The sequence below is a fragment of the Idiomarina solivarensis genome (assembly GCF_033052755.1).
In the GTDB taxonomy this organism is placed as follows: Bacteria; Pseudomonadota; Gammaproteobacteria; order Enterobacterales; family Alteromonadaceae; genus Idiomarina.
In genome coordinates, this window is the sequence record NZ_JAVFHZ010000001.1 from 703,940 (window position 1) to 718,610 (window position 14,671).

The 14,671-nt window shown below is 46.5% G+C and carries 14 protein-coding genes; 2 read left to right on the plus strand and 12 right to left on the minus strand.

The genetic code is table 11. From position 1 onward, the window contains the following. From RBK99_RS03490 to queE, 4 genes are all read right to left on the minus strand, one after another. Window positions 1-537, minus strand: a complete 537-nt coding sequence (locus RBK99_RS03490; RefSeq protein ID WP_317503361.1) for a hypothetical protein — start codon at window positions 535-537, stop codon at window positions 1-3. Beyond that, a complete protein-coding gene (locus tag RBK99_RS03495) occupies window positions 527-1,747 on the minus strand; it encodes a pilus assembly protein TadG-related protein (protein ID WP_317503250.1) in 1,221 nt (406 codons plus the stop codon). Before RBK99_RS03495 ends, RBK99_RS03490 begins: the two co-directional genes overlap by 11 nt. A gap of 2 nt (window positions 1,748-1,749) precedes the next feature. Then, complete coding sequence (locus RBK99_RS03500) at window positions 1,750-2,025, minus strand: Flp family type IVb pilin (RefSeq protein WP_317503251.1); 276 nt, start codon at window positions 2,023-2,025, stop codon at window positions 1,750-1,752. A 96-nt stretch (window positions 2,026-2,121) separates the two neighbouring features. Further along, window positions 2,122-2,793 carry a 7-carboxy-7-deazaguanine synthase QueE gene (gene queE, locus RBK99_RS03505; RefSeq protein ID WP_317503252.1) on the minus strand — a complete coding sequence of 224 codons (672 nt, stop codon included), beginning with the start codon at window positions 2,791-2,793 and terminating at the stop codon, window positions 2,122-2,124. 61 nt (window positions 2,794-2,854) lie between these two features. Between queE and queC the strand changes: the two genes are divergently transcribed. Then, window positions 2,855-3,514 carry a 7-cyano-7-deazaguanine synthase QueC gene (queC, locus tag RBK99_RS03510; RefSeq protein WP_317503253.1) on the plus strand — a complete coding sequence of 220 codons (660 nt, stop codon included), beginning with the start codon at window positions 2,855-2,857 and terminating at the stop codon, window positions 3,512-3,514. 12 nt (window positions 3,515-3,526) lie between these two features. On the opposite strand, the gene nagZ is transcribed toward queC, so the two are convergent. Next, window positions 3,527-4,525, minus strand: coding sequence for a beta-N-acetylhexosaminidase (nagZ, locus tag RBK99_RS03515; RefSeq protein WP_317503254.1), 999 nt, complete (start codon window positions 4,523-4,525; stop codon window positions 3,527-3,529). A 133-nt stretch (window positions 4,526-4,658) separates the two neighbouring features. Between nagZ and RBK99_RS03520 the strand changes: the two genes are divergently transcribed. Continuing rightward, window positions 4,659-5,990, plus strand: coding sequence for a S41 family peptidase (locus RBK99_RS03520; RefSeq protein ID WP_317503255.1), 1,332 nt, complete (start codon window positions 4,659-4,661; stop codon window positions 5,988-5,990). A gap of 21 nt (window positions 5,991-6,011) precedes the next feature. Here the strand turns inward: RBK99_RS03520 and RBK99_RS03525 are convergent, their stop codons facing one another. From RBK99_RS03525 to RBK99_RS03555, 7 genes are all read right to left on the minus strand, one after another. After that, on the minus strand, window positions 6,012-8,351 hold the full coding sequence (locus RBK99_RS03525) for an acyl-CoA dehydrogenase (protein ID WP_317503256.1): 2,340 nt from the start codon (window positions 8,349-8,351) through the stop codon (window positions 6,012-6,014). A 63-nt stretch (window positions 8,352-8,414) separates the two neighbouring features. After that, window positions 8,415-9,041: a TetR/AcrR family transcriptional regulator gene (locus RBK99_RS03530; RefSeq protein WP_317503257.1), complete on the minus strand. Its 627-nt coding sequence runs from the start codon at window positions 9,039-9,041 to the stop codon at window positions 8,415-8,417. A gap of 116 nt (window positions 9,042-9,157) precedes the next feature. Then, window positions 9,158-10,651, minus strand: a complete 1,494-nt coding sequence (locus RBK99_RS03535) for a TrkH family potassium uptake protein (protein ID WP_317503258.1) — start codon at window positions 10,649-10,651, stop codon at window positions 9,158-9,160. Window positions 10,652-10,655: 4 nt separating this feature from the next. Continuing rightward, entirely contained in the window at window positions 10,656-11,498 is an 843-nt protein-coding gene (gene kdsA, locus RBK99_RS03540) for a 3-deoxy-8-phosphooctulonate synthase (RefSeq protein WP_317503362.1), read from the minus strand. A 15-nt stretch (window positions 11,499-11,513) separates the two neighbouring features. Then, window positions 11,514-12,785 (minus strand): DUF819 family protein, encoded by a 1,272-nt coding sequence (locus RBK99_RS03545; RefSeq protein WP_317503259.1) that lies wholly within the window; start codon window positions 12,783-12,785, stop codon window positions 11,514-11,516. A gap of 16 nt (window positions 12,786-12,801) precedes the next feature. Further along, window positions 12,802-13,176, minus strand: coding sequence for a SirB2 family protein (locus tag RBK99_RS03550; protein ID WP_317503260.1), 375 nt, complete (start codon window positions 13,174-13,176; stop codon window positions 12,802-12,804). A 22-nt stretch (window positions 13,177-13,198) separates the two neighbouring features. Beyond that, window positions 13,199-14,671 carry a DUF3369 domain-containing protein gene (locus RBK99_RS03555; RefSeq protein ID WP_317503261.1) on the minus strand — a complete coding sequence of 491 codons (1,473 nt, stop codon included), beginning with the start codon at window positions 14,669-14,671 and terminating at the stop codon, window positions 13,199-13,201.

Genomic DNA, 14,671 nt, shown 5'->3' on the forward strand with positions numbered 1-14,671 from the left:
CTAATTCCTTTCTTGATATGCTTCGGGAGGAACAACATCGGGTGAAATCGTTCCAAATACTAACGAGTCTGAACGAAGTTCTTCAGCTAAAAAAAGCCTGCCTATTCCATCTTGAACTAACCGAGTTACATCCCCAGACAACACATTATTCACAACTAGTGATGCTGGCCTGCTTGATAATTCCGACGATGTTCGTGCTTGCCAACTGTCATTTAACCTAACCATCGGGTATACATATGACTCATCTAAGGGTCTGAGCACTCGTAAATTTTTACCTTCAAGATTTACAGGTAGAATTCTGTTTAGAGGGTTAAAAAATATTTTTGTATGCTCATTTAAACGATAATTCCCAGACAACAGCGTTTTTTCATCATCTCTAATTCTTTCCCATATTGCTTTTCGCGCAGCTATTAGATTATCTGTATTACCCTCGACAGCAGGAATAAGCGTTTGATATAGGGATAGATAAATAACTACCAACACTCCCCCTGATAAAATAAATTCAATAGCTGCTTGCCCTCTCTGCTTAAAGAACATCACGACCTAAAATTCCTATTTTATCTATGTCAGCAATAGGAACTAACTCAGCTTCCCATAGCGCGTTGAATAAGTTATCGGTCTCTTTACGCTCATCGCCGCGAGAAAAAACTTGATTCGGCCGGCTAAAGTCCGTTTTAGCCTTAGCATATGCGGCTTGGTTACCTAGCTCTATTTTGACTATGACTGTATCCATACTTAGATTCAGAAAATTACTCAACCGCATGAAAGTAAAACTCTCCGTACTGTCTTTAAACGAATCCATCTGAACTAATCCCAGCCCGGAAGACGTTGAGTTGTTGTAGAAGGCTCCGCCGTAGCCCGCACGCTTGGATCGCCGTTTGTCTTGTGCTTTAGCTCCCCACCCCAGGGGCAACTGCTCTTCAAAGTCGCCGAAAAACCAATGCCGTCCGTGAAGAGAAATGGAATCTAGTGCATGCCAGTCCCAGCCACCGTTTCGATTTCTGGATAACTCTGTTCCTCCTCGCTTTACAATTTTATGAGTAAAAACATTAATCCAATCGTATCCTCGACTTTTACTAAAGGGGTCCAGACTTTTTAGCGTTAACTCCTCTAGCTCATTTGACTCTTGTTCGTTCTCTGTATTACGGGCTTCAGTTTTTCGCCACCAAAGGCTTGGAAACGGAGCGATTCCACCACCTTGGTAGGCATCCCAACTGAGGTTTTCATCGTGCTTAGACACGATATCTTGAATAAGAAGTGGTAACTCTATAGCAAAGCTAGCGTCTAAAAGTCGTTGTGCAGCAGATATCCCTTGTATTACGGCAGATTGAAACTGGATAAGAACACGTACCAAGCGATCAAAACCCTCTTCAATTCGATCGACCACCGAGGATAGCGCTCGGGTAATTTGCGCCAGATAGGGAATGAATGAGGTTACCGTTTCAAGATTATCTGCTGTCTTATCTAACATGGCTAAATAGCTCGCCAAACCCACCCACTGAGCTATCGCTACTTGATTTCCGATAAGCGCACGATTTGTTATTGCTAAAAAGTTCATTTGGCGAGACATCGCAACAGCTGCGCTATATGAGGCATTATCCGCAACACTCTGCAAATACCACTGGCGTCTGGCGTGCTTGCCCATATCTGTCACAGCAAAAAGTAAGAGAGAAACCAGAAACAGAACCCCGACCATTAAAATCAGGGTTTGTCCTTTTATTCTCAGATTGGAATTAGGCGAGGTCATCGTTACTGATTGCCTTGCTCTGTTGCCTCATCATAATTTCCGAGGTTTACGTCAGTATTAGCAACAGTTCCTGCCCGTCTTGATGATTGGCGAGCTCTATTAAGTTGCTGTGTTGAAGATTGACCCGTCATTTCCTGAGCAAGACCCGCTACCTGATTCCTAATGGACTTACCAAAAAGTGAATAAACTCCAATTGCTGCGACAGCGATTAAAGCCACAATAATGATGTATTCTGTCATTCCCTGACCACGAGAATGTCGAGCAAAACGCGTATTCATATTTTCCTCCTGACGATAACTCAACACTACAATTAGTATTGAGGTCAGGAAGTATAGACGGGGTTTTACGAGGTCAGATCAGAAGTAGTAAATGTCTTACTCAATATTGAGATATTTATGCATCTGCACGGAAAGGCGCCAGTTACGGGCAATGCAGGTTTTCATGGCAAGCTCTGTGGCGCGTGGGCGCTGGCTTATAGGTTGCAGACAAATAATGGCGTCGGCTTTGGGTGGGCAGCGTTGGAGTAAAGAGTCTAACGCGTCTATATGCTTTTGCATGGCTATGGGGTGCTTTATTTCATTGGCGCGGGCCATGCAGTCGGGGCGTACTAAGTAACCGCCGGGCATATCCAGTTTAGGCGATACCGTTACCCAGGTATTGTCGGTTACTTTTAGCTCGAAGGTGCCGCTGGTTTCTATTTGCAACTGGTAGCCTTTGGCTTCTAAAGCTTTGCCCAGCGGCAGCAAGTCAAACATGGCAGGCTCACCACCGGTTATCACGACGTGTTTGGCGGCGTAACCTTCTTGTTCAAAGCGTGCAATAATGTCTTCGGCAGTCATTTCCGCCCATTCTGAGGTGGCTTCGGTTTTTGCCATCATTGCATCAACGCTGACCAAATCACTTTGGTTGGTTTCCCATGTGTGCTGGGTATCGCACCAGGGACAACCCACAGGACAACCCTGCAAACGCAGAAAAATGGACGGCACACCGGTAAAGGTGCCCTCGCCTTGCAAGGTTTCAAAAATTTCGTTGATGCGGTAAGACATAGCTTCCGTTAAAATGGCTTTCGTTAAAAGGACAGATGCGGATTATACGGGGAGTTAGAGCATGTCGCAAAAGGTCGTTGTTATTTATTCAGGTGGAATGGACTCTTTTACCGTTTTGCACAAAGCCCTGGCCGAGGGAAAAGAGGTACTGGCCTTGTCGTTTAACTACGGCCAGCGCCATGTAAAGGAATTAGAAGTTGCGGCTAACGTCTGTAAACAGCATGGAATACCGCATAAAGTGGTCGATATTACCGCTATTAACTCACTACTGTCGGGCAGTTCATTAACCGACGACATCGACATTCCCGAAGGCCATTACGAAGAAGAGTCGATGAAATCGACGGTAGTGCCTAACCGCAATATGATTTTGCTGTCACTGGCCATTGGCTATGCGGTATCGGAAAACGCTTCTGCGGTGTATTACGGTGCACATTCAGGCGACCACGCCATTTACCCCGACTGCCGTCCGGAGTTCGTTCGGCAAATGGATGTAGTCAGTAAAATGGCCAACTACGAGCCAGTTGAGGTGCATGCGCCCTATTTAGACGTCGATAAAAATGCCATTTTAGCCGACGGTTTAACAATGGGGCTGGATTACAGCCAAACCTGGACCTGTTATAACGGCCGTGAAAAAGCCTGTGGTCAATGCGGGGCCTGTCAGGAACGGTTAGAGGCCTTCGCCGCCAACGGCATTGAAGACCCCATACTTTACGAAGAGTAAGTTACGAATAGCCTAGATTTGTAACCAGCGTTGGGCTTGTTCCCAACGCTCGGTCCGCTGTAATTCTTCCATGTTAGCTACGGGTGATGACATCAGCATACGCTGTACACGCTGAGCACTTTCAGGCTCAGTTGCCGGCAAGTTACCATCCAGCACCTGCACTGCCCCCGCTCTGTCATTACACACCAGTATCATGTCACAACCGGCTTTTAATGCCGCCATAGCGCGTTGCGACATGTCACCCGCTACCGTTGCACCCTGCATGGACAAGTCATCGCTAAAAATAGTGCCGTTAAACTGCAATTCGCTACGCAAAATTTGCTGCAGCCAAAACTCACTAAAGCCTGCTGGCTGAGGGTCTATTTGCGGGTAAATAACGTGCGCCGGCATTATGCCGTCCAGCTTCTGGCTTAAAGACAAAAAGGGTTTTAAGTCGTGAGCTCGAATTTGTTCTAATGTGCGGTCGTCTTCAGGTATGGCGATGTGTGAATCGGCCTGCACTGAGCCGTGCCCGGGAAAATGTTTGCCGGTACACGCCATGCCGGCTTCGTGCATACCTTCTATAAAGGAAGACGCCAGCTTAGAAATTTCCGATGGTACGGCTGAAAACGCGCGGTCACCTATAACATCACTGCAGTCGTCTACATCCAATACCGGCGCAAAGCTGATATCAATGCCCACAGCCTGAACTTCGGCTGCCATCAACCAGCCTAAGTCGCGCGCGGCTCGCTGTCTCTCGTCTTCTTTTTCAATTTTTTGCAGCGACCCCATAGCCGGAATATCGCTAAAACCTTGTCGGAAGCGTTGAACGCGCCCTCCTTCATGGTCAACGGCGATAAGCAATGGCTTTGCCGCGGCAGCACGTGCTTCGCTAGTCAGTTCTTGCAACTGCTCTAATGAGGCGAAGTTACGCGTAAATAAAATAAGCCCGGTAACAGAGGGCTCAGCAAGCAACTTTTTATCTTCGGCGGTCAGCTGAGTGCCCGCAATATCTATCATTAGTTGTGCCATAACAGCGGCTGTCTCATTTGGTTTTCAATAGTCAGCAGTTTGCCATGAGTGACGTAAAGACGCCATGTTCCCTGTTTATCTTTTCGTTCGCTGTGCTAAATTAACATTTTTACAACAGAAAAAGAGATCGGCTATGAAATTCGAAAAATCGCTTTTATGTATCGGTGTTACGTTAGCGCTTTCCGCTTGTGGTGGTTCTGATAGCAGCAGCCAAGGTAATTCAGGCGGCACAGGCAACGATTACGAATTTTGTTCAGTTGAATACCAAAATGAGCAATTTTTCGAATACATGAAAGAAGATTATTTTTGGGCAGATCAACTACAAGATAGCTTAGATCCTGAAGCCTTTGATGATGTTTACGCCGTTCTTGAAGAGTTGCGCGTGCCCGAAGACCGGTACAGTTACATACTGACAGAAGAAGAATACGACCAACTGTTTGTTACCGCCACATACTATGGCTTTGGTTTTTCTATGGAGCAAGTTAGTGCAAGTCGGGTAAAAATTCGTTTTGTTTATGACGGCTCACCCGCAGCAACGGCTGGTATGGAACGGGCCGATGAAATTCTTGCGATTGACGGTGTTCCAGTTTCTGAATTACTGGCAAATGGTGAGTTTAATGCCGCCTTAGGGCCAAACGAGCAAGGTTTAAGCCGTGAAATTACCTGGGAAAAACCCGATGGCACTGAACAAACTGAACTGTTGAGTAAAGTTGAGGTAGAAACCAACACCGTTATGGGGGCACAGACCTATCAAGTTGACAGTGAAACTGTGGGTTATTTTGCCCTGGACTCTTTCATTAACCGCACTGGCGATGATCTCAATACGGCCTTCGATCTATTCGCTACACAGGGTGTTGATCATCTGGTAATTGATGTTCGATATAATGGCGGAGGCTTAATCCGTTACGCAAATCAAATATCAACTCAAACGGCCGGCACCAATGTTCAGGGTAAAACCTTTTTGCAATATCGTTTTAATGAGCAGAACAGCGAATTGAACGAAACTCTGCCTTTTAGTCTGGTTGATGGGGTCGAGCAGCTGAACTTAGATCGCGTTTTCATACTGACTACCGGCAGCAGCTGTTCGTCTTCAGAAATTATCATTAACTCACTAAAACCTCATATAGAGGTGGTGACTGTCGGCCAGCCAACGTGCGGTAAACCGGTTGGACAGCAGCCGGAAGAGCTGTGTGACAAAGTCACTTTTGCGATTAACTTTGAAACCGTGAATTCCGAAGGTGAGGGCAAATATTACGATGGCCTCGCACCAGACTGTTCGGTTGAAGATCAACTCGTTGCTGACTGGGGAAGCTCTGAAGATCCACTGACAGCAGCGGCAAACACCTATATCAGCACAGGCAGTTGCCCTGCTGCTGCCAGCGCTGCAATAAAAAAGAGCGCTCAGGAGCGCTCTTTTGTGAAGCCTATTCTTAATATGAAAGATAAGCGAGAGTCTCTCCAGTAAGAGACTCCGGATTAGCGGCGGTTACTCTTTAACCGCTGCTTTTCTTATGTCACCTTTAGCGGTGTAAAACTGATTGTTTTCGATAATTCCCGGAGCGAAGCTGTCCACACCAATAGCCGTTAGGCGCAGCTCTTCGGTTTCGGCCAGTTTGGTCGCCGTATCTTTATCAATCAGCCCTTTCTGCAGCGCCGCGTCAGCAAGCTCTTTGCCGTTAAGGTTTGACGACAACTCACCACGTTTTTGTGCTTTACGCAGAGTTTTATAAACCGGCTTCATTTCCAGCATAGAAAGAAAGGCTTTCTCCATATGTCCCGTGGCGTCACCAATGCTGTCTTTCCAGTAGCACAAGAACGTATGACGGTCACGCGTAACGCCGGGCTCCATCATGCTGGTACTGATATCCTGCAAGGTTTCATCCGACGGCTTTTTAAAGTGATTACCCAGAGGGAAAATCAATATCCGCATAACCCATGCCATAAAGCGGTTCGGGAAGTTGTCAAAGAAGCCATAGAACGCATCTGCAATGCTGTATAAATGGTGTTTCAACGCGTAATGAACGTAAGGTAAATCGGCAACCTGACGACCTTCATCTTCAAAACGTTTCAATACCGCAGAGCCCATGTATAAATGACTTAAAATGTCACCTAGACGCGCTGAAATCATTTCTTTGCGTTTTAAATCGCCGCCCATCATAAGCATCGAGATATCAGACGCTAAGGCTAAGCCGCGGCTCATACGACCCAGTTTCCGGTAGTAATGTGCTGTTTCACCACTCACCGGTGACTCACCAAAGCGAGCCCCACTCAAACCTAACCACAAGCTACCGAATACGTTACTGGCCGCAAAGCCAATATGTTTCATCAGTAAGCTGTCAAAGTCACGCATGCCCTCGTCTTCGTTCGGATTAGCGGCTGCTTTCATCTCTTTCAATACGTAGGGGTGACAACGCGTTGCACCCTGACCAAATATCATCAGGTTACGTGTCAGAATATTCGCACCTTCCACCGTAATAGATACCGGCGTTGCCATGTAAGCATGACCCAAGTAGTTATGCGGACCTAATTGAATGCCTTTACCCGCATGAATATCCATAGCGTGCTCAAGCACCTCACGACCCATTTCAGTCATGTGGTATTTGGTCATGGCCGTCACAACTGACGGACTTTGCCCCTGACATAAAGCCGAAATGGTCAAACGCCGCATAGATTCCAGAATGTAATTAGTACCACCAATTTTACCCATTGATGACTGCACACCCTCGAACATTCCTATTGGCATACCAAACTGCTGACGAACATAGGCGTAAGCGCCGGTCATACGTTGCGTCACATGACCCGACGCAGCGGCCAGTGCCGGCAATGAAATACCGCGCCCGGCAGACAAGCACTCAACCAGCATACGCCAGCCTTTACCTGCATAGTCTGACCCACCAATAATCCACTTCAGTGGGATAAAGACGTCTTTACCAAAGGTGGTACCATTTAGGAAAGCCTGATTCAGAGGAAAATGGCGGTCGCCAATTTCTATGCCTTTATGCGATGTAGGAATTAGCGCACAAGTAATGCCTATTTCCTTTTTATCGCCTAACAATGCTTCCGGATCGTAAAGCTTAAACGCCAGACCCAAAACAGTAGCCGAAGGCGCTAACGTAATGTAGCGCTTAGACCAGTTAAGACGAATACCGACAACTTCTTCACCTTCGTGTTCACCCTTACAAATAATCCCTTCATCCGGAATAGCACCGGCATCAGAACCTGCTTCCGGGCCTGTTAAGGCAAAACATGGAATATCGGTGCCGTCTGAAAGACGTGGCAGCCAGTAGTCTTTTTGTTCTTTAGTACCATAATGCGTTAATAACTCGCCCGGGCCTAACGAGTTTGGCACCATAACCGATACTGCGGCACTGATAGAACGGCTGGCAATACGCGACACAATGAACGAGTTGGCCGCCGGAGAGAAATCAAGACCACCGTAATCTTTACCAATGATCATGGCAAAGAAGCGTTCTTTACGCAGGTAATCCCAAACTTGTTTAGGCAGGTCACGATCCTGTTGAACAATTTTAAAGTCGTCCAGCATATCCAGCAATTTCGCTAACTGGTTATCGACAAACGCTTGCTCGTCTGCGGTGAGTTTTGGTTCAGGAATATCCAGTAACTTCTGCCAGTCAGGACGACCACTGAACAACTCTCCATCCCACCAGACATCCCCCGCTTCCATCGCTTCACGTTCGGTGTCAGACATGGGTGGCAGAATGCGCTTAAAAATAGCAAATACAGGTTTAGTCACCAGGCTGCGACGGATATCTCCGACTGCAAACACCAGTACCACTAAAACCACTAACAGAATAAGAATTTCCATGGTTATCTCCAGTGCACCATCACAATAAAAGTGTAGTCAAATCTCTAACTTACGACAGTTTCTTTACGCTTCTCCGAGCCCGCCAGAAACAAAAGGAATAAGGTGGTCGATAACATCCTGCGCATCGACCTTTTGTTTAAATTCCGCCTGAGCAATTTCAATGAGTGCCTGACCCGACACTTGAGCAAAAACCGCGGCTCCTAAGATAAAGTGTAGACGCCAGAACATTTGTTGCTCATCCAAATGAGGATTTGCCCGTTTTAATAAAGCCAGTAAATGTTTCAGTACCCCACCAAATTCCTGTTGGGTATATTTGCGCAGGTGTCCCTGAATTTCAGAGTAAGCAAAGCCCAGTAATCTTAAAAAAATATCGGGTCCGTGTTTATTGACCTCAGTTAACTTTGCTAAAGGTATTTTAAAGCGCTTAAACAGTTCCTCTGTTTTTAACGCACTTTGCTGCTCTGCCAGTTGCAACTGTTCCTCCAGCACTGGCATAAAAACAATCAAATAGCGCGCCATTACTGCTTGGATTAGCGCTTTTTTTGAGCCAAAGTGATAATTAACGGAAGCAAGGTTGACCCCTGCCTCCTGCGTGATTTGCCGTAACGACGTCTGCTCAAACCCATCTCGGGAAAAGAGCATCTCCGCGGCATTTAATATTTTCTTTTGAGTTGAAATGCGTGCAGCCATGAAATAAATAAACGCATGATTTAAACATGCGTTTAATCTAATTCATGTAGTTTCAGCGTGCAAGTGTTCGCTGAAAATATATTTGTGTAAATGGTGTCATCTGAAGGATGTAGAGCTTAGTGACGCCAGTAATGGCGATGGAATAAAATAAGTACGGTCATAATTTCAAGACGCCCGGCAAGCATAGCAAAAATAAGCAATAACTTTGCCCCAGCGTCAAGGCTGGAGAAGCTACCAGATGGACCGATAATTTCACCTAACCCCGGACCAACATTACCCACAGCTGAAGCGGCTCCTGATATGGCCGTTAAAAAATCAAGATTAAACAAAGACAAGCCTAGCGCTATGACGGCAATCAGCAAAAAGTACATAAAGCAGAACGCAACCATAGAGCCTAACAGCGAGTCATTTACACGACGATCCTGGTACGTTTGTACACTCACTAGGTTAGGATGAATTAATTGGCTAAACTGCTTGCGCAACAATAGTTGAGACAGCTGGAAACGGAAAATCTTCATACCACCGGCAGTAGACCCGGTACACCCGCCAATAAACATCAAGTAGAAAAAGACCATTAACGACCAGCTTCCCCAGTTGCCGTAATCTTCTGTTGCATAACCGGTGGTCGTGACCACAGACACCACATTAAATGCAGTGTGCATTAAGGCATCGCCAAACTCTCTGCCCTTGACTATCTGTACCAGGGTAATCAATGCAATAGCAGCCAGCAAAAAAATCACAAATGCACGTACTTGGGTATCTTTCCACAGTGGTTCGAAATCCCGTTTCATAACCCGAATATAGAGCACGAAAGGCAATGCCCCGGCGACCATAAACAGGGTTCCGGTAATCACCAGGAACGGGGTGTCAGAAAAGTGTCCGAAGGACGCATCATAATTCGAAAAACCAGCAGTAGCGATGGTTGTCATGCCATGTACAAAGGCGTCAAAACTGGCCATGCCACCAATAAGATACAAGCCAATGACTGCGGCAGTCAGAATAAGGTAAACCCGGCCTATCGCCATTACCATATGACTGGAGCGGGGCATAAACTTGCCCGACATATCGGAAGATTCGGCCTGAAACAAGCGCATTCCACCTACTTGAAGGAAGGGCAATATCGCCATAGCCATAACGATAATCCCAATACCGCCTAACCATTGCAACATGGCGCGCCATAGCAAAACACTGTCCGGTAAATTATCCAGACCGGTAATGACGGTGGCGCCCGTTGTGGTAATTGCTGACATTGATTCAAACCAGGCGCTTGGGAAGTCGAGATAAGGCCGGGCGAAAATAAAAGGCAAAGTGGCGAACAAGCTGGCTGAAACCCAACATAACGTTGTCAGCAGAAAGACTTGTCTGGCTCTTAGTTTGGCGTCGCCTGCGGGTTGTAAAAATAAGATCAACCCAAAAACAAGCCCCAGCATAGCCAGGGTGAGATAAGTCCATTGCTCTTTCTCAGAGTTCATTACCGCCATAACAAAAGGCGCCAATAACGCAATGGAAAGCAGTGCAATCAAGCCACCGATGGCTTTTAGCAATAACTTTATAGCCTGTCGGTTATCCAGCGGTGTTTGGCGCAGTGCTTGACTCGCTTGCAAGGACATAGTCTCAGTTGGAAGTATCTAATGGCGTAAACGATTTAACCAAATCATCAATCGCTTTTACCTGCTGCAAATACGGCTCCAGAGCGTGCAGAGGTAAGGCACATGGGCCATCACATTTAGCTTCATCCGGATTGGGATGTGCTTCGATGAACAGCCCGGCAATACCTAAAGCCATACCGGATCGCGCAAGTTGTGCTGCTTGTGCCCGGCGTCCCCCGGCTGAATCCGCTCTTCCACCAGGACGCTGCAAGGCATGGGTCGCATCAAAGATAACCGGTGCCATAGCTTTCATTTCGTCCATTCCCAGCATATCGACAACAAGGTTGTTATAGCCAAAGCTTGAACCTCGTTCGCACAGCATTAAGTTCTCGTTTCCCGCTTCGGCGAACTTGTTAATGATGTGTTTCATTTCCTGTGGAGCCAGAAACTGGGGTTTCTTGATATTCACCATGGCCTTTGTTTCTGCTATTGCGACAACCAAGTCGGTCTGTCGGGCAAGAAACGCCGGTAACTGCAGTACATCGACGACTTCAGCTACCGGAGCCGCCTGGTGCGGCTCGTGCACGTCGGTGATAAGAGGTACATTAAACTGCTGTTTAACCTCTTCAAAAATACGCAGTCCTTCTTCCAGGCCGGGACCACGAAAAGAATGAATAGACGAACGATTGGCTTTATCGAACGATGCTTTAAACACATAGGGTATGCCGAGTTTATTCGTAACGTCCACATAATGCTCAGCAATCCGTAACGCTAAATCGCGAGACTCCAGTACATTCATCCCCCCAAATAGAACAAAGGGCTTATCATTCGCTATTTCAATATCTTCGAGCTGCAAGTCAGTAATCATCATGTACTCCTGCCATTAACTACCGATTACTCGTAGAATTTGTCCTGAAAAGTACGCCATATAGGTCCCAAGTGCGTAACCCATTACAGCCAGCAAGACCCCAACCGGAGCCAACGACGGATGGAAGGCTGAAGCGACCACCGGTGCCGACGCTGCACCACCAACATTCGCCTGGCTACCAACAGCCATATAAAACACTGGAGCGCGCAGCAACTTGGCGACAAGTAGCATAAGACCCGCGTGAATAATCATCCATATTGCACCAATAAGGAAGTATTTGGGTGCCTCCACAATTTGGGTCACGTCCATATGCAGACCAATACTAGCCACTAATACATACACTAACACTGAACCAATTTTTGAAGCACCTGCCGCTTCCAGCGAACGAGCCCGGGTAAATGACAGAGCAATGCCACCCGCAGTAGCCAGAACAATAACCCAGAAAAACAGACTATCTAAACTGAACTTGCTTAACGCAGGGTAATGAGTAGCAATGGCTGGAGCAATCCAGTCAGCCATAAAATGAGCGAGGCCTGCAACACCAAAACCAATCGCTAAAATGATCATTAAGTCGCGTAAGCTAGGGTTTCTTACATGCTCAGATTCATATTGTTCAACTTTAAGACGAATATTGTCGATAGCTGACGTATCTGCGCCGGTACGCGCATCTATTTTCTTGGCGTTTGCCGCCATGTACAACAATACCGCCATCCATAAGTTAGCAACGATAATGTCGACCGTTACCATAGCAGAGAAAATATCCCCGCCAACTTCATAGACTTCCTTCATAGCCGCCTGGTTTGCACCACCGCCAATCCAACTGCCAGCAATTGTCGTCATTCCGCGCCAGACGGCATCGGGCCCGGCACCATTTAACATTTCAGGGAATATGGCAGATACCAAAAGCAACGCAATTGGACCGCCAATAACAATACCAAAAGTACCGGTTAAAAATAGAATAAGGGCTTTTGAACCTAAACCCATAACGGCTTTTACGTCCAGGCTTAAGGTTAATAAAACCATACACGCAGGCAACAGGTAATCCATAGCAATATCAGTTACTGCGGTTTTATTACCATCGACAATGCCAAACGTATTGAGTAAGGAAGGCAGAAAATAGCAAAGCAATAACGCTGGAACAAAGCGATAAAACTTTTTGAAAACCGGGTGCTCACTGCTGTTGGTATAGAAGACCAACCCCAGAATAGCCATTAATAAGCCAATTACCACGCCGTCGTTGGTGATTAAACTACTTGTTTCCGAAGCAATAGATTCAGGTGCTAGCATAAATACTCCCTTTCAATTAACCAGCAATAAGCGCTTGTTTCGATAAAGCAACATGCAGCAGAAATGCTATCCAACCACACGCACCGATAAAGCCAACCCAACGGGCAACGGCTGTTTTACCTTTCATTGCTAATACACCAAAACCAATGTAAGCAATAACCCCAATAACTTTGTCAGTTAACCACGGGACTTCAATTGGATACATGTTCAACGTCACCATAATACCGATGGCACTAAGCAGTAATAAGGTGTCATTAATGTGGGGAACAATCTTTAACCACTTCTTCTGTAATAGCGGCGAATCCACCAATTGTAAGACAAAACGGAACAAAAACAGGCTAATCGAAATCAGCACGAATAATACATGCAGGTGTTTAAAAGCAGCGTACACAAGTAACCTCTTATTATTTTAATTAAATAGTTCTTAATTCAGGCAGGGATTTAATCACTACATCAAGAAACTTAGGTGAATAATAACGACCTTTCTCATCGTTCAAGCGGACCGCAATATCATCGTCTTTGATACCACTTTCCCAAAACTCCAGAAGCTGTTCAGTCACGAGCAGGACTTGAGTGGACAAGGCAATATCTGAGCCTTGCTTGCCTTCTGGCAGGCCTAATCCATCCCAACGCTCAAGCCTTTCAATTAAAGCACGATGAGCACTCTGGGTCGCTTCATGTTCACCATGTGCTAATGCTCGTAGCGAGCGGGCAACTCGCTGCTGGCAGGTCGTTTCTACTGCAGCTGCCGCATCCGTCGCACAGTTTAGCAGAGGCCGTGCCTGAGCAAAAAGAGACCACGCCAAAGCGGTGGTTTCAGCGTCATCAGCGGTGGTTCGTTGAGCAATAGCGTAAGCCAGACGAACTTCACTGTTCTGCTCGATAACCGCATTAAAATGGCTCGCGTGATGAAGCATTAGCTGATCGGCTAAACGGGCCAGGAACTGATCGGAATCTTCCAGACAAACCACGTTATCCTGTGCTAACTGTACATTTTCAGAAAACAGCTGCAAGACATGGTGATCATCTGCCGTTAATGGTCTCGATAAGCCTCCAATAAAGAGAACCGAGCCGTGAGCCCGACAATGACTCCGACAGTACAGTAGTACGAAATCATCACCATAATAGGACCCGTGATTAGCCACGACATTTTCTAGTTCTGCTAATGCTTTAGAAGGAATGACTGAACGTAACGTCTGACCCACACAGACGCCTGAGTCTTCACCATGCGCCGCCAACACTTTGTAGGAAGAGCCATCTTCATTTGAAGTGGCATACAAGGTTTGTTTGGCTCCCCCAATAACCCAGCTAAGCTGTTGCACCAAGCCGTCAACAAAACTGTTCATTGGCTGCAATGCGTAAAGGTTTGTCGATGCAGAAATAATCTTTTCAAGTCCGTGTCGACTCTGATCAATCGACATAATATCGCGATAGGAGCGCAGCGATGACATGACCGCAGTAAAGAGCTTCTGAGCGGTAAGTTCAGTTTTTGATTTGTAGTCATTGATGTCGTAATTGACAATAACCGTGCGCTCTGGCGCCTGCCCCGGCTGGCCGGTGCGTAAAATAATGCGTGTAAAGTGATTGTCTGCCTGCTCACGTATATAGCGGGCAACTTGCAAACCGGCGTCGTCGGTTTCCATCACAACATCCAGTAAGAGTATTGCTGCGTCAGGATGTTTATCAATTAACTGCTTAGCCTCTTCACCAGAGAAAGCACTATAGAACTTTAAACCACGACCTAAAAAGTTAAAGTCATTTAGCGCCAGTTTGGTTACAGCGTGCACCTCTGGTTCATCATCGACAATCAGAATTTTCCAATATTCTGTCGGTAATTTTGTGGTTTGCTGGCTGGCTTCGTCAGCAAACATAAACTGATTGCTCAT